Genomic DNA, 20,920 nt, shown 5'->3' with positions numbered 1-20,920 from the left:
ATACCGTTCATCCTGAACATTCGCCGCTCCTTACCATCCTTGGCACCACGACATACCGTTCATCCTGAACATTCGCCGCTCCTTACCATCCTTGGCACCACGACATACCGTTCATCCTGAACATAAAAAAAGCGAGCTAAGCTCGCTTTTTGTTAATCAAGTTTTTAATTCTACTGTGTTAGAAAAGATTTAATGAATGAATAAACACGACACCTATGGCTGTTGGACAAACGAACTTAGTATACCAAGGCCAAATCTTCCAAAAAATGCTATGTTCAGCACTGTCATTACCTTGCTTAAGCTCCATAAGTACATCATTTCTGTGCCAGATCCAACCAACAAAAACACAACATAGCATAGCTATAATCGGCTGGCCGTATTGTGTAGCAGCAATAGCAACAAAATCGAGCATGGTTTCAATATTTAAAACGATGACCATGCTCAATAAAAAAATGCCGATACCAATTAAGGTAGTCGCTTTTTCTCTCGGAATATCATGACGTTCAACCACGTAAGACACAGGTCCTTCAAGCATTGAAATAGAAGATGTTAAAGCGGCAATAGACATCAGCAAGAAAAAAGCAAAAGCCACAAAACTGCCAATATTACCCATGCTTTCAAATAAACTTGGTAAAACAGTAAAGACCAGACTTGAACCATTGATTAGACTGCCATCTTCAGCAAATATAGCCACACCTTGCGCTTGAGCTACGTACATAGCAGGAATAATTAATAAGCCGGCTAAGAATGCGATAGATACATCAATCAGAGTAACTTGTGCACCAAGGGTGATTAAGTTTTCTTTTTTAGAAATATATGAACCATAAATAATCATGACACTGGTGCCTAGCGACAAAGAAAAGAAGGCTTGCCCTAACGCGCTAATTAATAAATCAGGTTCGAACACACGAGAAAAGTCAGGATTCAAATAAGCATTTAAACCTTCAGCAGCGCCATCTAAGGTAACAACATAAATGATTAAAAGTATTAATAAACCAATCAACATTGGCATTAAACGTTTTGACCATTTTTCAATGCCATTTTCAACACCGTGGCGAATAATAAAAACGGTCAAGATCATAAATAAAGCGGTAAAGCCTAAATTACGCCACAAAGATTGTGAAATAACCCATTGCGCTGCATCACTCAAGCCGACAAAGGTCAAAACGGGTTCTACAGCATAAGACATCATCCAGCCAGCTAAAATCCCATAAAAACTAAGAATAAGTGCGGCACAAACTATGCCACCAAAGCCAACAAAAAAGGCGAACTTTTTCTGCCAAAGGCTGCGTGACATTTTTTCTAACGAGCTAACCGCATTCGCCTGCCCGTACCGGCCTATCAATAATTCAGCCATAAATGCAGGGTAAGCTAAGCAAAAGGCTAAAACTAAATAAACTAATACAAAAGCAGCACCACCATTACTTGCTGTTTGCGTTGGGAATCCCCAAATATTGCCTAAACCAACAGCCGAGCCTGCTGCTGCCATGATAAAACCAATGCGAGAACTAAACCCACCTCTTGAAACACTCATTAAACGTCATCTTTATTATTTTTAGAATGCGGTTAATCTACTTAATGTGCCAACAAATAAACAGCGTTAATTTTGAAAAAGTGAGCAATTAATCACTAAAATCATGATGCGCTTGTAAAGATAAGATTACTAAAAGAGTAAAGAAAGAAATTACGTATAAAAAAACAGCACGAATAGCGCTGTTTTTTAAGTATGCATACTTCAACGCTTGAAACGCTATACGTATTAGTCGCGAAAGTTGTTAAACTGAAAAGATTGCTCTAAATCGCCTTCACGAATTAATTGCATTACCGCTTGTAAATCATCACGTTTTTTACCAGTCACCCGTACTTGCTCGCCTTGAATACCCGCTTGTACTTTTAACTTACTGTCTTTAATTAACTTAATGACTTTTTTAGCGATAGGCTGCTCAATGCCTTCTTTAAATGAAAGATTTTGAGTGAAGGTTCTACCTGTATGTTCGGTATTTGAAAGGGTTAAAGCTTTAGCATCGATATTACGTTTTGCCAGCTGTACGCGTACCAAATCTACCAATTGCCTTATTTGAAAGTCACCTTCAGCTTTTAATACCACATTCGGCTTTTTCCATTCAATACTCGCTTCAACACCGCGAAAATCAAAACGCGTTTCTAATTCTCTCTTACAGTTTTCGGTTGCATTTCTAACTTCTTCCAAATTAATTTCGGAAACAATATCCATTGAGGGCATGATCTTGGCCTTTTGGTTATTCAATAATATAAGTGTGGTAATCTTAGCAATATTATCACTAGTGGGTAAAGGTGATCGCAACGGCTATTTTCACATGTTATGATGGATGCCTCTAAACTAATGACTTCATAAAATAACACCTTAATGAAACGTAACATTCAACTACTAATTATATTAGTTTCTTTACTGGTCTTAGCACTAATATTTTTGATCCCTAGCGATTTAAAAACCACTGTTATTAATAAAATACAAATAGATACGATTGGCCATATCATAGGTTTTTTTGGTCTGACTTGGATTTTAGTGGGTTTGATGAAACTGCCTTTAATTAATACGGTTATTTGTTTATTTTTTTATAGTGCACTGACTGAATTAAGCCAATACTACTTAGGCTTTCGCCATGGTGAATTTTTTGACTTTATCGCTGATGTTATTGGTATTTGTTTATTTGCTTTTTTTCAATGGCTCTTCGTCCTTTGTTATCCGCTAAAAGGCATAAGATGAATACTGTTATTGTCGGTCAAGGTGCGATAGGTTTACTTTGTTATCATCGGCTTTCTCAAGCGGAAAATAATAAACAAGGTGATGACTTAGTTTCATTATGGCCGTCAACGCCAGCAACACGCATAGATTATTCTTTTAATGAAATGAATGGCGTAACGAAAAGGTTTCCATTAACTATTGCGGATAAGCCATCATTAACCTGTGCCGACGTTATAATTGTTTGTGTAAAGTCTTATCAAGCCACTGATGCTTTAAAAACTATTCATCAGTTCATCGCTGACGATGCCATTATTATTCTTACTCACAATGGTTTAGGTACTCTTGAAGAAATTAACCCGCCACTTAAACCATCACAATGTTTATTGGCTTTGTTGTTAACACAAGGGGCTAAAAAAATTGCTCCTTATCATGTTGAACATACCGGCATGGGACATAGCGATCTGGGTATTATTAGTGGGAAACTGTCGGCAATAAAGCAAAAGCAACTGTTAGCCTGCCTCAATAAAAGCCTGAAACAGCTTAACTGGCAAGAAAACATTCAACAAGCGCAGTGGAAAAAGTTAGCCATTAACTGTGTGATCAATCCTATTTCCGCACTGAACAATACTGAAAATGGTCAAATAAACCAAAAGCCTTACCAAGAGATGACCAAAGATATTATCAGTGAAATTGTCGCTGTAGCGGCTAAGGAAGGCGTAACCTTGAAGGTAAGCTTGTTACGACAGTTAGTTTATAATGTTGCTGAAAGCACTGCAAAAAACACATCATCGATGCGTGCCGATGTGCTTAATCAACGTCGTACAGAAATAGATTATATCAACGGTTATATTCACCGTTTAGGAGAAAAACACCAACTAACCACAACAATAAATACTCAGTTATGGTTAGCCGTTAAAGCACTTGAGAATAAGTACTTACCTTAGTAAATCAGTCATCTTAAGGACGGTAAACTTTAACGTTCTTATAACCTTCACCAATTAAGTACAGCGCTTGTAGCTTACTCATCACACCTTGGTCACAATACAATAAATATTCTTTGTCTTGCGCTAGCTCACTAAATTTACTTGATAATTTATAAAAAGGAATGTGAACAACTTTCACGTTTTCAAAATCTAAGGGATTATCTTCTTCTTCGTCAGGACTGCGAATATCAATAACAATCGCCTCATCAGATAGATTTTCTACGGTATCGACCGCGTGGATTTCTTCTTCACTTTCTTTGCCTATATCACGTATATCGTAAACACGGGTTTCTTCAACCACTTTGTCTAAAATGTCAAAATCAAAATTTTCTTCTTCGGCTTCGATTTTTGATAATATAGCTTTTATCGTTGGTCGTTTAGAAATAACGCCACAATATTCAGGGATAGTTTTAGCAAAATCTTCCGTGCCAATTTCACGAGCAATATCAATAATATCTTGTTTATCATAAGCAATTAATGGACGAAGAATTAAGGTATCCGTTACTCTGTCAATTACGTTTAAATTAGTTAGCGTTTGACTTGATACTTGCCCTAATGCTTCGCCGGTAACCAATGATTGTATTTTTGCTCTTTTAGCGATTTTAGCGGCCGCTCTCATCATCATACGTTTAAGAATAACGCCCATTTGTCCGTTATCTACTTTTTCTAAAATTTCAGCGACGACCGGTTCAAAATCAACAGAAAAGAACTTAACTTTGTGTGAGGCACCAAATTTATTCCATAAATAGTAGCTGACCTGCTTTACGCCAACTTCATGCGCTGCGCCACCTAAATTAAAGAAACAGTAATGAGTACGCGTACCTTTTCTTATCATTTGAAAACTAGAAACACCTGAGTCAAAACCGCCTGACATTAACGATAATACATCTTCTTGTGTTGCTATTGGGAAGCCACCTAAGCCTTTATGACGCTCTGCAACTACAAATAAATATTGATCTTTAATTTCTAATAATATGGTTACATCGGGCTTTTTTAGTTTAACTTTTGCTGACTCAACATGTTGATTTAAACCACCACCAACATATTGTTCAACTTGTAATGAACTAAAATCGTGGGTTCCTTTACGCTTCACCCTAACGCAGAAGGTTTTATTCTCAATAGTCTTTTGATGTGCTGCTAGCGTTTTTTCAAAAATGCTTTGGACGTCAGTGAATGGCGTTTGTTGAACCTCAAGAAAATGGGCAACACCCGGCACACACTTTAGGGTTTCAATCACTGCCAATCGATTTTTAGGACAGTTATTTTTAGTATTAACCTCAATATTATCCCAGTTTGCCTGAGTGGTAATGTGCTCATCGACACGTCGTAAAACGTTTTTAATACTGGATTCTAAAATTTTAGTAAAGCGCTTACGAACCGGGCGACTTTTTACAGCAATTTCAGCTTGGAGTTTTACGATGAATTTCATGAACAAACGACCCTAAATATAAAGCTAGACTAAAGGCCATAATCGGCCGACAAAAATAATGGCGCGAATTATACACGAAATTGAAATGAAGAGTAAGTTGAAAAATGGCTGTTAAGTCATAAACGCGAGGTTTATCACTTAACAGCCATGGCTACATTTGAGTTTATCGCCTGTATTTATTTTTTTATAATAGAAACCGGCTCAGTTTCCTTTGCTTTACCTTGGTTGATTGAAATCTCAACACGACGATTTCTTCGACGATTCAGCGCGTTAGTATTCGGCACTACTGGTCGGGTATCTGCATGGCCAACCACCAATAAACGCGATTGGTCAAACTCGGGAACTTTAATTAATTCATGGGCAATAGCGACCGCTCGTTTACTTGATAAGTCCCAATTTGAAGAAAATAACTCTGAGCTAATACCGCGGTTGTCGGTATGTGCAGAAACCATAATTTCACCCGGCACGGTATTAAGTAGTTCACCGATTTCTCTAATAATAGGACGAAATTGTGGTTGTAAAAAAGCAGATCCCGAAGGGAAAGAGCCATTTTCACGAATACGAATTATCACTTGTTGTCCAAGAGATTCAAGCTCTATGGCACCATCTTGAATTTGTTGCTCTAATTGATCAGCAATTTTTTTAACTAATTCATTTACTTGTTCTTGCGAAGCCTGCTCTAATTCGTCTTGTGCCTTTTGCATTGCTTGTGCTGACATCTCATCAGCAGTACTTTGTGATTGTCCACCGCGTTCTGTACCGCGTTGTTCTTGTCGACCACCGGCAGACGTTTCATCACCCGCTTGAAACTCTAACATTTGCTGGGTCATTTCCATGGTTTGCTGTTGAATAACTTCAATCGGTGTTGGTTCGGGTTTACCGGGGCGAAATTCTTGCGCGATAATACTGGTACCTTTAGGGATATCTTTTACTTCAATTTTATTTTGGACACCAAACGCAAACTTCATCGAACCCGCAATTTGTTTAAACTTTAGAACATCCATTTCAGAAAAAGATAACAGCAAAACGAAAAAGCACATCAATAGTGACATTAGGTCAGCAAAAGTACCCATCCAAGCGGGGAGTCCTGGGGGTGGACATTTACATTTTTCAGCCATAAATTACTCCCGTTACTCTTCTTCTGTGGTATTTACAGCACGCTTACCTTCAGCAAGATAATTTTTCAGTAACCCTTCGATAACACGTGGATTTTGTCCATCTTGAATACCTAAGATAGCGTCAAGGATCAGCTCCTGGTTCATTTTTTCTTCAGCAAGGCGAAGTTTGAGTTTTGATGCAATAGGAATAGCAATAACGTTAGCGAGGAAAGCGCCATAAAGTGTGGTTAAAAGTGCAACTGCCATGGCTGGACCAATAGATTTTGGATCATCCATGTTAGATAACATCGCCACCAAACCAATCAAGGTACCAATCATGCCCATGGCGGGTGCAACATCAGCAAGAGACATCATCATACCTACACCTCTTTCATGGCGTTCGGCAGTAAGCTCAATATCTTTTTTTAGTGTACCTCGTACTACATCTGCATCGTGGCCGTCGACCAACATATCGACCCCCTTCTGCATAAAGCCATTAGTTATCTCTGCCTCTTCTAAAGCCAAAAATCCCCCTTTACGAGCGGCGTCTGCCATTTCAACTGATTTTTCAATAAGATCGTCAGGCTGTTCAATTTTGAACATAAAAGCCTTGCCAATAATTTTGCCAATACCAAAAAATTGACCAAGGTTATAATTAGATAAAACAACAAATATTGAACCACCAAAAACAATAATAACTGACTGAACATCAATAAACATACCGATATCACCAGACAACATCATTGCCATAATGAGTAAACCTATTGCGCCTAATACACCTAGAATTGTTGCTATATCCACAAAAAAGTCTCCACAAAAAAATGATACGGATAGTCGTATTATTTGATAATACATTAAGGTATTACGATACGCGAATACTTATATTTTTATCCGCGCTCGTGATTTACCCATTACCATCAAAGCGCAGAGTTGAAACTTGCATATTAATGGCTTAGGGCTACATAAGTTTATTATCGTCCATATTGTCAATAACTTAAGTAATTAAGTCACTATTTTTCGGTTAACGTTACTAAACCAAATAATTGTCCAATATCTTTAACAACGTGGCGCCTTACAAAGTTAACGCTGCCTGCTAAGTGCACTGAACTTGAGTCAATCAAGTTTATACCTCTACGTTATAGTAAACCGCAAGCGCTGTAGCAATAAATATAAGCACTAGTATCGTGGTGAAATGACTCGCAATAGAATAGGTATAATAGTCATTAAGGGGCAAAAGCATTTGAAGTTGATTGATTAATTAAGACGTTTGGTATAAATTTGCGCCTAGATATTTAATCACTGACCCCTCGCTGATGGCTAAGAAAAAAATAGAAAACTTAAGCTTTGAAGAATCACTTTTAGAACTCGAAACTATTGTTCAAAATTTAGAACAAGGAGCGTTGAGCTTAGAAGATTCAATGACGCTTTTTGAGCGCGGCTTAAATCTCAGTCAAGCCAGTCAAGAAAAGTTAAAGAATGCTGAACAAAAAATTCAAATTTTACTGACTAAAAATGGTAAAACTCAACTTGAAAATTTTGAAAATGAAGGTGATTCAGACAGTTTGGGTAGTAATTAGTGACCCAATTAAATCAACTCGACTTTTATCAAACACGCATCAATCAATATCTTGCCGACAAATTAGCCGCATATGAAGTAAATGATGAAAAATTGCTGTCAGCAATGCAATATGGTTTATTAATTGGCGGTAAGCGTATGCGTCCTTATTTAAGCTATATTACCGGTGAAGCACTGGGACTTAAATTATCTGACGTCGACGGTATTGCTGCCGCATTAGAATGTATCCATGCTTTTTCATTAATACATGATGACTTACCTTCGATGGATGATGATGATTTACGTCGTGGTCAACCGACTTGTCATAGAGCCTTTGATGAGGCGACCGCTATTTTAGCGGGTGATAGTTTGCAGACGCTTGCCTTTGATATTTTAGTTAACCATAACTTTAGTGCCGGTGTTGAATCAAAACGTATCAGCTTAATCCGTCAATTAGTTAATGCTTCAGGCTACCAAGGCATGTGCGGCGGACAAGCACTTGATATTTCTGCAACTGATAAAGTGATCACTTTAGCTGAATTAGAAAAATTACATTCACTAAAAACAGGCGCCTTGTTAAAAGCGTCGGTGACCATGGTTACCGAGATGAGTAACGATATTTCTACTGATGAAAAGCATCAACTCGCCGTTTATGCTGATCATATTGGTTTAGCTTATCAAGTGCGAGATGATATAATTGATATTATTTCTAGTGAAGAAGAGCTAGGGAAACCAGCAGGTTCAGACGTTTCCTCTAATAAAAGTACCTACCCTGCGCTATTAGGTTTACAGGGCGCTCAGCAAAAAGCTGACAACTTATATCAACAAGCACTTCAAGCTTTAGCGACTTTACCCTACAATACAGATAACTTAGCTCAATTTGCGACGTTTATTATAAAACGCGCTCATTGATCTTGATCTTGCAATTTAAAGACTAAACAAAATATATATGACTATAAATCTTGCCGACTACCCTTTATTGGCCAATATAAATTCTCCTGACGATCTGCGCATGTTAGATAAAAGCCAGCTAACTCAGGCAAGTACAGAACTACGTAGTTACTTATTAAGTTCAGTAAGTAAAAGTAGTGGCCATTTTGCTTCAGGCTTAGGCACAATAGAATTAACGGTCGCATTACACTATGTTTATAAAACACCTTTTGATCACCTAATATGGGATGTTGGCCATCAAGCTTATCCACATAAAATTTTAACGGGTCGACGCGATCAACTGCATACTATTCGTCAAAAAGATGGTTTACACCCTTTTCCGTGGCGTGAAGAAAGTGAATACGATGTATTAAGTGTTGGCCATTCAAGTACGTCTATCTCAGCGGCACTCGGTATGGCCGTCGCTGCAGAAAAAGAAGCAAAAAATCGTAAAGTCGTTGCTGTGATTGGTGACGGCGCAATGACCGCAGGCATGGCTTTTGAAGCCTTAAATCATGCGGGTGATATTAAAAGCGATATGCTAGTTATTTTAAATGACAATGAAATGTCGATTTCAGAAAATGTTGGCGCCTTAAATAATCATTTTGCTAAATTGTTGTCTGGCAGCATATATACCGGAATACGCGAGGGTAGTAAGCGCATACTTAAAGGTATTCCTCCTATTAAAGAATTGGCAAGTCGCGCCGAAGAACACTTAAAAGGCATGGTTGTACCCAGTACATTTTTTGAAGAGTTAGGCTTTAACTACATTGGTCCTATCGACGGTCATGATGTCAATGGTTTGGTTGATACCATCAAAAACATGCGTAACTTAAAAGGGCCTCAAATCCTTCATATTGCCACTAAAAAAGGCAAGGGTTATCACGCAGCGGAGCAAGATCCGATAAAATATCATGCGGTACCTAAATTCGATCCCGCGCAAACCAGCTTGCCAAAGAGTAAACCAAGTTTACCCACTTATTCAAAAATATTTGGCGACTGGCTTTGTAAAACGGCAGAAAAAAATGATTCTCTAATCGCTATTACACCTGCCATGGGTGAAGGCTCTGGCATGGTTGAATTTAGTCAGCGCTTTCCTAAGCAGTATTTTGATGTGGCAATTGCCGAACAACACGCGGTAACTTTTGCTGCTGGTCTTGCTATTGGTGGTAAAAAACCGGTAGTCGCCATTTATTCAAGCTTTTTACAGCGTGGTTACGACCAATTCATTCATGATGTAGCAATTCAAAATTTACCAGTATTGTTTGCGATTGACCGAGCTGGCATTGTTGGTGCAGACGGGCCAACACATCAAGGATCTTTTGATTTAAGCTTTATGCGCTGTATTCCAAATATTGTCATTATGGCACCATCGGATGAACGAGAATGTCAATTGATGCTTACCACAGGCTTTAACCATAATGGTCCTGTGGCGGTTCGTTACCCTAGAGGTTCAGGTAACGGTGCATCTTTACCTGAAATCAGTGAAACAATTGAAATAGGTAAAGCAAAAACTATTTTACAAACAACAGCTGATACTACTGAGTCAAAGGTTGTTATTTTAAATTTTGGTAGCACCTTGGATGAAGCCAAGATAGCGGCTCAACAATTAAATACCACGCTCATTGATATGCGTTTTGTAAAACCGCTTGATTCAACACTTATCGACCAAGTCGTAAAAAGTCATCATGTTATTGTGACTGTTGAAGATAATGCAATTGCGGGTGGCGCAGGTTCAGCAGTCAATGAATATATATTGAGCCAAGGTATTGCGATTAAAATATTAAATATTGGCTTACCTGATACCTTTATTAAGCACGGCACCCAGCAAGAAATCCATCAAGAACTTGGCTTAGACAGCAAAGGCATTATTGATAAAATAACGGCTTTTATTCAAGGCTAACTGTTTTATAATACTCGGCACAAAGCTACTAATAATTCATTATTATTAGTAGCTTATCTTTTTAATTACTCTTCCTTCCATTTTTAACTCTTCTTAGACTATTGACGACTAATTCTCGTTTCACCTTTAAAAATCTGTATTTATCTGCTTAAATAATATACGTGATATTTTTCTCATATATGAATAAGGATTATTTAATGAAATTCACTCAAAGTATTATCTCTGTTGCGCTAATTTCAGCCCTCACCGCTTGTGGTGGCTCCAGTAGCTCTAGCGCTAAACCCCCTACAATAGACCCACCGCCGGCTCCAGTCCTCGTACAAACAGTTATCAAAGGTAAAGCGATAAAAGGCACAATAGCCAACGCTGTGGTTACTGTTTATAAATACGTTGATGGACAGGCGGTAAAACTTGAAGATGCCGAATTAGCAGCCGCTTCAATTATTACAGAAGATGATGGCAGCTATACGATTACCATTTTAGATTACGATGGCGCTATCAAGGTAGAGTTGTCTGTTGGTGAAGATACTACGATGATATGTGATGCTCCTGCAGGTTGTGGAGAAGTAGCACATGGCGATCCAATCGCACTAGCCACTGTAGATCCATCCTTAGTATTATCAGCGATTTCAACAGTAGGAAGTGATAATGCGGGTACCGCAAATGTAAATATTTCTGCATTAACGCATTTAGCCGCCGCACTTATAGAAGCGGATGACAGCGGTGTTAGTGGCACATCAATACAAGCGCACTCTTCTGTCATTGCCAATGCTTTTAATATTATGGGTAGTTTGACTGCACTTGAGCCAACAGCTGTCGAAGATGCCGCCAGTGTAGTGGGTGAAGACAACGTTAATGAATTACGCTACGGCTTGATCAATGCTGGCATCATGTCGGCTTTGTTTGCTGGTCAGGAAAATGCCAGTGGCGTTTTATCAGATAGATTAGCTGAAGCTGTTGAAGATATAGTAGAACACAATGGCGCATTGTTGGTAAACCAAGATGATGATGAAGGTTTTGAACTGTCTTTAGTTGAAGTTCTTGACGGTGCTGGCGATGTTGCAGCCGCTGCCGCTGAAGCGATAACAGCAGATCCGGTATTAGCAGCCCAAGATAACAGTGAAATACTGGGTGAGCTTGATCAACAAGAAATCACCTTAGAAAACCAATCAGAATATGAAGAAACCAATGAAGGCGAAGATGGTCGAAGTGAGACAGAAGTTGAGGTACTGACAACCGGTGATGCAATTGCTAAAGCAAAAGCTATGGTTGCTGATGTGCGTCTCTTTAGTCATTTATTTGAAGTGGGTAAAGATGCCAATACAGGTGTAACCACGGAAGGCGACAAATACATCGAGCTTATTGATAGCGCCGGTTTAATGGTTGAGGCTGAAGCAGCTAGCTTTTTATTACTGGCCGACGTTACCGACGCTTTATCAGAAATGGGCATAAGATATGAGGCTGGTACCATTACGGAAGGAACCTTCCCGATAGACCCCTTTTTGAGTATTGATGGCGCGGTAGGCTCTATAACACTTGATGAAGAAACGGCTAATGGCGGTATATTATTTAAAATTAGTGCCACATCAGGTAATGAAAAAATCACCTTAAATGCTTCAGCCGTCTTTGCTGAAGATGGCTTAAGCATTGTTTTGAACCTTGATGGTTCAATTGAATCAGCGGGTGCCATGCTATCGGTAACCCAAGGTAGCTTTGCGAAGGTTAATCTTGATAGTGTGGTCAGTCGAACCTCACTTGAAGATGATACCTACGCGGGAGAGATCACCTCTGGTGAGTTATCACTTGAAGTTATCTTAGAACAAAAAGCAAGTGATACTGTGCTAGACCCCGTCGCTTTTACCGGTATGATTAAAACTAAGTTAATGCCAGTTAAATCGCATGTTTTAGATGCTGTTGAAGAGTTTGCCAGAGATGAAGATGGCAGAGTTATAAGGGATGAAAATGAGATCCCGGTACGTGAAGTTGACCGATACAGGAAAAGTGTTGAAATTAATATTCTTCCTGAGATGTTAACGCTCAGTGGTGGATTTAGCTCACAAACAGGTAACCTGATTAAAGCCACGTTAACCGTTAATATTAATGATCTTGAAAATTATCAAGCACCCGAGTTTCAACATATTGGTGCTCCCGTTGCTGATATCCTTATGGTTACTGTTGCTGAAAATAATAACACGTTGACGGCAATGCCATCAGAATTAGTAGAAAATCCTTATAGCTACAATGTGGTTTTTACTGCTAACGGTGCGCAAGGTGCTTGGTCTATGATAGCAGAAACCTTCGAACTTGATGAAAGTACAAGCGTAGCTGCAAATACGACCACGACCACTCGTATCCCTAAACTGTATGGTTCTATGACAGGTTTTGATACGGCAACAAACTTAGATGACTGGGCTTACTTTGAGACAGTGACCCCAAATGATGACAATGATGATGGTATCGCTGATAGTTATACTTGGCAAGGCTTCTCTGGCTCAGCAATTAATGATGATAATGCCTTAGTTAACAATGAAGGTGATGTTCATGATTTAGTAACGCCTGAATGGGGTTCTCAAACGTGGGATACTTTTGAGCAATTAATGACTGCTCATCGGATGTACCCGGCATCAATAGCGAATGCCGCCGACGTTTATGTATTCGAAATAGACAACTTCAGACGTGGTGAGGTTGAAACTAATTTAACTACGGGTGCGCGCGCTTCGGTTTTCTTTAATGATGATGATTACGCTGCTATTTTAGCTAATTCAGTGACTAAGCTTGCTGCAAACATCACCTCCAAAGCTATTCTTGAAGACACTTTATCTATTCAAGTTAGCGCTGATGCCAATACTGTGACGACACTTTTTGGTAATTTAGTTAGCACAACAACCTTCACTGGTACCCGTGCGGCTAACTTCAGTAGTTCTGTAGAAAACATTTACCCTGATGGCTACTCTTGGACAGATAGTCGAGTTATTAGTACATCTGACAGTGGTTTTGCTACCGAAGAAGTAATGGTGCGAAGAACAAGAGCGAATAATGAAGACTTTACTTTCTATCAACAATTAAAAATCACTCCTATCGATGAGAATGATGATGGCCAAGAAGATGCCTTTATTGTTTATCGATTAGGCAGTAGTTATGCCAATGATAATGGTGAGTTAACTGATGAAGCAGGCACTGTTTTAACTTTTGAGAATGATGGCTGGGAAGCGGGTCGTTTTATCACTTATGATGAAGTTCAGTGGTCAAATTCTCCCTTTATATATGTCGTTCCTTTTAATCCATTTACCACTGAAAATGGATTAATGGCGTTCACAGCTAATGTAAGTAACCGCATGGGTAATACTTTCTATGGCTATGCAGATAATATTGGTGAAATTGAAAGTGAAATCAGCAGTGAAGATTTAGCAACACTTACTGCCGATAGCACCACGATGTTTGATGCTTATCTCATTCACCCTGACTCGCAAGAATCGTTAGAAAACGAAGATGTTTTCTTAGATGTCAGTGCGGCCCTATCATTAGAAGCTATTTTAGGTGATTACCAAGTAAACTTAATGTTATCAGGTAATCGTACGGCTATGAATGAAGGTAAGTTTGATCTTGAAATGAGTTACAAACTACCTGACGATGAAAATATGCGTAAGTTTATCGCTCATATGAAAACCGACCAAGCCGGTAGTTTTAGTGTCAACAATAGTGAAGGCGTATTACTGATAATCAATGAGTCGGATGATTCAACAACTGACGTAATTGGTCATATTGTCGTTGGCTCTTCAGCAACTAAAGTTGCCGATGTTGAAGACCGTGATGGCGTGATTTGGTTTGTGTTTAGTGATGAAACAACCGAAAGCTTATAACAATATTGATTTGTTAACTGAGCAGTAAAAGTAAATTACCAGTCATGAAGGTGACTGGTATTTTTTTATGGCTAAATAAATACGTCCACTAAACGGTAATGTCATTGGTATAGTATCAATACAATGGCAGAGCCGCTCAAATTTAAGGAAATTAATGAACCTTCATTACTTATTTTTATTATGCTTGGTACTTTTATCCCCGCTATCATATGCGGCTAAAAAAATAGAGTTCTTTGCTATAAGCCAATCATTTAGTGATATTTTACCCGTTAAGCAACTTATGGCAGACAACTGGCGACAATCACCAAATAAAAAAGCCAACGACGGTTTCACGCAAAATGAAGTCGGTGTTAGCAGCTATTGGCAAAACTTGTCATTGAGCGTATCCCATCGTTACGATTACTTTGTTTATTCAAACCCTGACACAGCAAAAGTATTCTATTTAGACCGAAGTGATTTAGCACTTGATACACAAGAAAAATACCATATCGCATTAAAGCTATTCCATCAGCGAAGTAATGGTTTACGTGTCGGCTATAAATTTGAATTTGAAAATTTTAGTAGTGAAATACGTGTCGGTTACTGGGACTTAAATGTCACGAGGGAGTCAAATTTAACTGGCACCCTTGCCAGTGATCTTAATGGTAATATATCTGCCACTGCACAATTAGATGAGTTTTATACGGCCAATAACTTCTTACATCGTCGCAATAGTCATGATTGGGATAGCAATGGATCAGGTATAACGATTGATGTTCACTTAACTTGGCAACCGACACAATACCTTACTATTAATGCTGATTTAAAAGATATCTATAGCAATTTCACCGTTGACAATTCTGGTTTTAGTGCAGGAAATATAGATACCGATGGGACTTTTATTAACAGTGTTGGCGGTGTCGCCTATTTACCTGTTTATCGTGGTAAGGAAACCGCTGACAAACATCAGTTTGAATTACCTGAACAATTAAGCTTTATCAGTCTTTATCATCACAGCGAACAAATAAGTTATTTAGCTCGCTACAAAAGACAAGGTGAGCAAAATTTTTATTATTTAGGGGTGGATATCACACACCAAAATTCGTCAACACGCCTTTCGTTTGATATTGAAAATACCGCGCCTGAAATTCAATATAAAAGTGACTGGTTTTCAGTTGTTTTTGCTATTGATAGTTTAAAAATCGAACGGGCGATGCTGCTAAACTTGGCTTTTAATATCTACTATCGCTTCTAAAGCTAGCCTAGGTTGCTGTGATACTGTTTTTAGCTTGCATTGCACGGCAGAACCAACTAATTTAATGACAAAGCTATTAATTTATTAATTTATATGAGAATTCTCGTTTGGGTTATTAGCTGTCTTTTCATTGTTACTCTTAATAGTAGTTTTGCTGCTGTCGCTGAAAAAGACATCTTTGATCTCAGCATAAAAGAGCTAATGCAAGTACGGATTAGCTTAGCCACAAAAACTGAAGAAACGGCCTTAACAGTACCTTCGACCATCACGGTCTTTGAACGTGCCGACATTGAATCATTAGGGGTGAAGAATGCCTATGATGTGATGAACTTCGTCCCAGGTTTTCAAATGACTCGTGGTGACTGGGTGGGTGCTGTACCTAAAGAACATGCTCGTGGCGTTTATTTAGATAATGGTTACCTGCTAGTCATGATCAATGGTGAGCGGATGAATGAAATATCTTTTGGTAAAGCCTCGGTTTATACCCCGCACATTCCTATTGATATCATTGATCGTATTGAAGTGATACGTGGTCCTGGTTCAGCACTTTATGGCAGTAATGCCTTCTTAGGCGTATTAAATATTATCACCCGAACAACAGATAAACAGCTTACGGTCAGTATAGGAGAAAAGGGTTATCAGCAGTTTTCGACAAGTTGGCAACAAGAAGTTTCTACCGATTTAAAGTTGCATAGTAATATTTCAGTGGAAAAATCTACGGGTCATCAATATCTTTCTCCTCTTAATCGCAAAGTAAGAGATCCTTATAAAAACACTTATTTAGAACTCGGTGCACGCTATAAAAACAGTCAAATAAACATTCGATACAGCGAAAATGAACTCAACGAATTTATCAATATTGGCAGTTACTCTGTTGATAACATTCACACCAGTAAAAGCTTTTCAATATCAGGAAAAAGTAAAATTTGGCACAATGAAACGCATCAAGTAGATATTAAAACTGCTTATAGCTTATTTAACATAAAGTCAGCAGGAATGGCTTTAGCAAAAGATTCTGGTTTTATTGAAGATGATTTTTTGGTCGGTCCTTTCTGGCGCACACAGTCAAGTGATTTAAGCCTAGATCACAGTTGGAAAATCAATCAGAATATTAACCTAAACTCTGGTTTTGAATATAGACAAGCCAAGCAATTTCAATCGGGAAATGCGGTTACACATTATGATTATAACCAAGAGCTTATTATTGTTAATGATGAGAATTACCTAGGGAGAATTGTCGCTATTGCCGATATGCCTGAGACTAAAGCATTAAATCAATCCCATGAAATGCAAGGGGTTTACAGTCAACTTAAGTGGCAAATAGCCAGTGATGTTAATTTATTTTTAGGAGTAAGGTATGACAATGTAAAAGGCATTGATCACAAACTGTCACCGCGTGCCGCAGCAGTTTGGCAAGTAAATGCCAACCATAGTGTAAAATTACAATATGGTGAGGCATTTCGTACGCCAGTTAATAACGAGCTTTATTCAAATGACAGTGTTACTACGGGTAACTCTAATTTAAGCGCTGAATTTGTCAAAACCACAGAATTAGTTTGGATATATCAGCACAGTGATTTTTCCAGTGAAGTGGTCTTTTTTCATAATGATTTACGGGACTTTATTAATAAAGTTCCCTACAGCGGTGAGGCACAATTTACTTTTGATAATTCGGTTGATATCAAGATTAGTGGTTTGGAAAGCAGTGCAAGTTTTGCACTAACTCAACAATTAACATGGTCGTTCAATTACACTCATCTCATTGATGAGCCTATTAATAAAAGTTTTAAACACTTTGCCAGCACTAATCTTACCTATAACTCAGGGCAATGGAAATTTAATGCTAATGCGATTTGGCGTGATGACGTTAAACGCCCAAAATTTGATGATGTGGGTTTTATTCAAAAACAATACTTGCTCGTTTCAGCAAAGGTCAGTTACGACTTTGATGAAAAACAAAGGCTTTCGTTAATCGCGCAAAACTTATTGAACAAAAACTATGTTGTCTTCGACCCTAGGGTGTTTAACGGCGAAGTGCCCGGAAAAGGCAGAGAAATATCGGTGAGTTATCATTATCAGTTTTAATCGCACCATCAGTATCGTTGCTCATCTATAAAAGTAGTTTATAAATGAGCAATATGCTGTTGTCAGTAATTATTCAGCTATATATTCAACAACTTCAAGGCCGAATCCAGATAACGAATGATACTTAGTTTGTGAACTTAACAAACGCATTTTACTGACACCTAAGTTAGAAAGGATCTGTGAGCCTACGCCAACGTTACGAGAGCCAACATGACGTTTTATTTCATTAACGACTTCACCCGCATCAATTTTTGCATACTTTTCAACTTGCGCAATTAACTCAGCAGTAGATTCATGCTTACCCAACAGCACTAAGACACCACCCTCTTTAGCAATTTTTTCTAAAGCATTAGCCATTGGCCATTGAGCAACACTCTCACGTTGGCTGAATAATAGATCTCTAAAGGTATTTTCTAAATGAACACGGACGAGTGTCGGTTCATCAGCTTTAATTTCACCTTTAGTTAAGGCAAAGTGCGCTTGACCATCAATAGTGTCTTTAAATACCGTTAAATCAAATTCACCGAAGGCTGTGGGGAGTTTACATTGAGAAACGCGCTCAATGGTTGTTTCGTTAGCATTTCGGTATTCAATTAAATCGGCAATGGTACCCATTTTTAAATCATGCTTTTCAGCAATAATTTCTAAGTCTGGTCGACGCGCCATAGTACCGTCTTCATTGAGTATTTCAACAATAACAGCAGCAGGCTCTAAACCGGCTAAACGCGCTAAATCGGTACCCGCTTCCGTATGGCCTGCGCGATTTAATACGCCACCATCTTTGGCAATTAACGGAAAAATATGACCTGGCTGAACAATGCTTAAATGATTGGCATCTTTGGCAACAGCGGCTAAAACCGTGGTGGCACGATCGCCAGCAGAAATACCTGTGGTTACCCCCTGGGCAGCCTCAATGGAAACAGTAAAATTAGTGCTAAATTGAGCATCATTTTTTTCAACCATCAGCGGTAATTTCAACTGCTGACATTTTTCAACAGTCATCGGCATACAAATTAAACCACGACCGTGAGTTGCCATAAAATTAATGGCTTCGGGTGTTACTTTTTCAGCCGCCATAATGAAGTCACCTTCATTTTCTCTATCTTCATCGTCCATCAAAATGACCATTTTACCTTGAGCAATATCGTCAATAATTTCTTGTGGGGTATTTAAATTCATGATCATCTCTTTTATTTAATTTTTTTCATAATTTTTGAGGAATACAATAGTGCGCTTAGTCTAAAAACGCCATATTGTTTGTTTACTTCATAAAACCGCTACGTGCTAATAATTCATGAGTCACGCCTGAACTATGATGTTCGGCTGAACTAGCATCTTTTTTTGTTAATAGTCGCTCGATATAACGGGCAATTAAATCAACTTCTAAATTTACTTTAGTGCCAGCTTTATATTGAGCAATAATGGTTTGCGCGTTAGTGTGAGGAACAATCGTTAAACGAAATTTATCATCGGTGACACTGTTAACCGTTAAACTTGTGCCATCAATAGTAATAGAACCTTTTTCGGCAATATATGGCGCTAAAGCACTGGGCATTTCGAGCCAGTATTCAAGACTATTACCATTATGTTCAATCGAGGTAATAGCAACTACAGCATCAACATGACCAGATACCATATGCCCACCGAAACGTGTGGTTGGTAACATGGCTTTTTCTAAATTAACAGACTGCCCCGTTTGATAATCAACAAAACCGGTACGCTGTAAGGTTTCATTAGAGACATCGGCACTATAAGTTGATGAGTCGAAAGCGACAACGGTTAAACAAATGCCATTGGTCGCTATTGAATCACCCAATTTAACATCACTCATGTCTAATAAACCGCTAGAAATAACAAGTCTTGCGCCCTGCCCAGTAATGTTTATCGCTTGAATGGTACCAACTGCTTCAATTATTCCTGTGAACATAATCACTCTTTAAGTCATTTTTAGGTCGAGTAAAACTCAACACCATACGAAAATTTTAAGCTAAAAATTTAGCAATAATACGGATATCTTCACCGATCATACGTAGATCAATAATATTTAGTTCTTTTGCTTGGCTCAAGCTTTCAATGTTTGCCATATTCACTAAGCTTTTACTGTCTGCCCCCATCAATTTAGGGGCTTGATATAAAACCAATTCATCAACTAAATCTCGTTCAATAAAAGCGCCGGCTAATTGAGCACCTGATTCAATGAGCACGTCATTCAAATTTAGCTTAGCTAAATATTGTAATAAAGCATGCAAGTCAATGTGCTGTTCATTGGCTGATGTGTTGACTATAGGTAAAGACACTTGCTTAACAAAATGAGGCCATTGATGAATGTTTTCAATGGTACGACGAATTAATATTATTGGGCTATGCTCATTAAATAAAGCTAAATTAGGCGTTAAGCGATTTTTTGTATCTATAATCACCCTTATCGGTTGCCTAACGTTTTCCTTTTGGTAGCTATTTTTTAACACTCCAAGCTCTGACCAACGTACCGTCATTTTTGCATCATCGGTTAATATACTGTCAGCACCACTGATGATCGCACAGCTTTGAGCGCGTAAACGCTGGACATCTTGTCGAGCTTGAGGGGAAGTAATCCATTTACTTTCGCCATTTTTCATCGCGGTTTTTCCGTCTAAACTCGCCGCTAATTTGCACCGGACATAAGGTAAACCTGTAGTCATTTGTTTGATAAAACCAACATTTAACGCTTCAGCCGCCTCCCTTAACAAACCGTGCTGCGAAGATATTCCCGCTTGTGCTAACATTTTCAAACCATTACCCGCAACTTTAGGGTTTGGATCAACCATCGCCGCTATCACATGCTTAATACCGGCAAGAATAAGTCCTTTAGCACAAGGTGGCGTTAGCCCGTAATGGCTACAAGGCTCAAGTGTTACATAAGCGGTTGCGCCTTGTGCATTTTTACCCGCCATTGCTAACGCATTAACTTCAGCATGACCTTCACCGGCTTTTTGATGAAAACCTTCACCAACAATCTCACCATTTTTTACCAAAACACAACCAACGCGCGGATTAGGCGAGGTAGTAAAATATCCTTGCTTAGCAAGCGTTATAGCGCGTTGCATAAAATGGTAATCTTTGGCTGAAAATTCTCTCAT

16 protein-coding genes are annotated in these 20,920 nt (G+C 38.6%); 8 read left to right on the top strand and 8 right to left on the bottom strand.

The genetic code is table 11. The features are described from left to right. Positions 1-178: 178 nt before the first annotated feature. Together ESZ26_RS00470 and ESZ26_RS00465 are read right to left on the bottom strand one after the other, a co-directional pair. Positions 179-1,534 carry a sodium-dependent transporter gene (locus tag ESZ26_RS00470; protein ID WP_146796023.1) on the bottom strand — a complete coding sequence of 452 codons (1,356 nt, stop codon included), beginning with the start codon at positions 1,532-1,534 and terminating at the stop codon, positions 179-181. Positions 1,535-1,759: 225 nt separating this feature from the next. Next, positions 1,760-2,242 (bottom strand): YajQ family cyclic di-GMP-binding protein, encoded by a 483-nt coding sequence (locus ESZ26_RS00465; RefSeq protein ID WP_146796021.1) that lies wholly within the window; start codon positions 2,240-2,242, stop codon positions 1,760-1,762. A gap of 144 nt (positions 2,243-2,386) precedes the next feature. Between ESZ26_RS00465 and ESZ26_RS00460 the strand changes: the two genes are divergently transcribed. Beyond that, positions 2,387-2,746, top strand: coding sequence for a VanZ family protein (locus ESZ26_RS00460; protein WP_146796018.1), 360 nt, complete (start codon positions 2,387-2,389; stop codon positions 2,744-2,746). Then, positions 2,743-3,669 carry a ketopantoate reductase family protein gene (locus ESZ26_RS00455; protein ID WP_170246274.1) on the top strand — a complete coding sequence of 309 codons (927 nt, stop codon included), beginning with the start codon at positions 2,743-2,745 and terminating at the stop codon, positions 3,667-3,669. Before ESZ26_RS00460 ends, ESZ26_RS00455 begins: the two co-directional genes overlap by 4 nt. A gap of 13 nt (positions 3,670-3,682) precedes the next feature. Here ESZ26_RS00455 and thiI read toward each other — a convergent pair whose 3' ends face one another. The 3 genes from thiI to pomA all read right to left on the bottom strand — a co-directional run bounded on the left by thiI (position 3,683) and on the right by pomA (position 7,035). Continuing rightward, positions 3,683-5,137: a tRNA uracil 4-sulfurtransferase ThiI gene (thiI, locus tag ESZ26_RS00450; RefSeq protein ID WP_146796012.1), complete on the bottom strand. Its 1,455-nt coding sequence runs from the start codon at positions 5,135-5,137 to the stop codon at positions 3,683-3,685. 176 nt (positions 5,138-5,313) lie between these two features. Continuing rightward, the gene (locus tag ESZ26_RS00445) at positions 5,314-6,255 is read right to left on the bottom strand and encodes a flagellar motor protein MotB (protein WP_146796009.1); all 942 of its coding nucleotides are present in this window, start codon (positions 6,253-6,255) and stop codon (positions 5,314-5,316) included. Between the two features lie 12 nt (positions 6,256-6,267). Next, the gene (gene pomA, locus ESZ26_RS00440; RefSeq protein WP_146796006.1) at positions 6,268-7,035 is read right to left on the bottom strand and encodes a flagellar motor protein PomA; all 768 of its coding nucleotides are present in this window, start codon (positions 7,033-7,035) and stop codon (positions 6,268-6,270) included. Positions 7,036-7,547: 512 nt separating this feature from the next. On the opposite strand from pomA, the gene ESZ26_RS00435 reads away from it, so the two are divergent. From ESZ26_RS00435 to ESZ26_RS00410, 6 genes are all read left to right on the top strand, one after another. Further along, complete coding sequence (locus ESZ26_RS00435) at positions 7,548-7,811, top strand: exodeoxyribonuclease VII small subunit (RefSeq protein ID WP_146796003.1); 264 nt, start codon at positions 7,548-7,550, stop codon at positions 7,809-7,811. Then, positions 7,811-8,701: a (2E,6E)-farnesyl diphosphate synthase gene (gene ispA / locus ESZ26_RS00430; RefSeq protein WP_146796000.1), complete on the top strand. Its 891-nt coding sequence runs from the start codon at positions 7,811-7,813 to the stop codon at positions 8,699-8,701. Before ESZ26_RS00435 ends, ispA begins: the two co-directional genes overlap by 1 nt. Positions 8,702-8,738: 37 nt before the next feature. After that, entirely contained in the window at positions 8,739-10,622 is a 1,884-nt protein-coding gene (gene dxs, locus ESZ26_RS00425; RefSeq protein WP_146795997.1) for a 1-deoxy-D-xylulose-5-phosphate synthase, read from the top strand. Positions 10,623-10,819: 197 nt separating this feature from the next. Continuing rightward, positions 10,820-14,482, top strand: coding sequence for a hypothetical protein (locus ESZ26_RS00420; protein WP_146795994.1), 3,663 nt, complete (start codon positions 10,820-10,822; stop codon positions 14,480-14,482). A 154-nt stretch (positions 14,483-14,636) separates the two neighbouring features. Then, positions 14,637-15,716: a hypothetical protein gene (locus tag ESZ26_RS00415; protein WP_146795991.1), complete on the top strand. Its 1,080-nt coding sequence runs from the start codon at positions 14,637-14,639 to the stop codon at positions 15,714-15,716. Positions 15,717-15,809: 93 nt separating this feature from the next. Further along, entirely contained in the window at positions 15,810-17,801 is a 1,992-nt protein-coding gene (locus ESZ26_RS00410) for a TonB-dependent receptor plug domain-containing protein (protein ID WP_146795988.1), read from the top strand. 69 nt (positions 17,802-17,870) lie between these two features. On the opposite strand, the gene ribBA is transcribed toward ESZ26_RS00410, so the two are convergent. From ribBA to ribD, 3 genes are all read right to left on the bottom strand, one after another. Then, positions 17,871-18,980, bottom strand: coding sequence for a bifunctional 3,4-dihydroxy-2-butanone-4-phosphate synthase/GTP cyclohydrolase II (gene ribBA / locus ESZ26_RS00405; protein WP_146795986.1), 1,110 nt, complete (start codon positions 18,978-18,980; stop codon positions 17,871-17,873). Between the two features lie 82 nt (positions 18,981-19,062). Then, positions 19,063-19,728, bottom strand: coding sequence for a riboflavin synthase (locus ESZ26_RS00400; protein WP_146795983.1), 666 nt, complete (start codon positions 19,726-19,728; stop codon positions 19,063-19,065). A 55-nt stretch (positions 19,729-19,783) separates the two neighbouring features. After that, the gene (gene ribD, locus ESZ26_RS00395) at positions 19,784-20,920 is read right to left on the bottom strand and encodes a bifunctional diaminohydroxyphosphoribosylaminopyrimidine deaminase/5-amino-6-(5-phosphoribosylamino)uracil reductase RibD (RefSeq protein WP_223271725.1); all 1,137 of its coding nucleotides are present in this window, start codon (positions 20,918-20,920) and stop codon (positions 19,784-19,786) included.

The sequence above is a fragment of the Colwellia hornerae genome (genome assembly GCF_007954355.1).
In the GTDB taxonomy this organism is placed as follows: domain Bacteria; phylum Pseudomonadota; class Gammaproteobacteria; order Enterobacterales; family Alteromonadaceae; genus Colwellia_A; species Colwellia_A hornerae.
The sequence above is the reverse complement of the archived record's forward strand: the minus strand, read 5'-3'. Positions and strand labels throughout refer to the sequence as shown.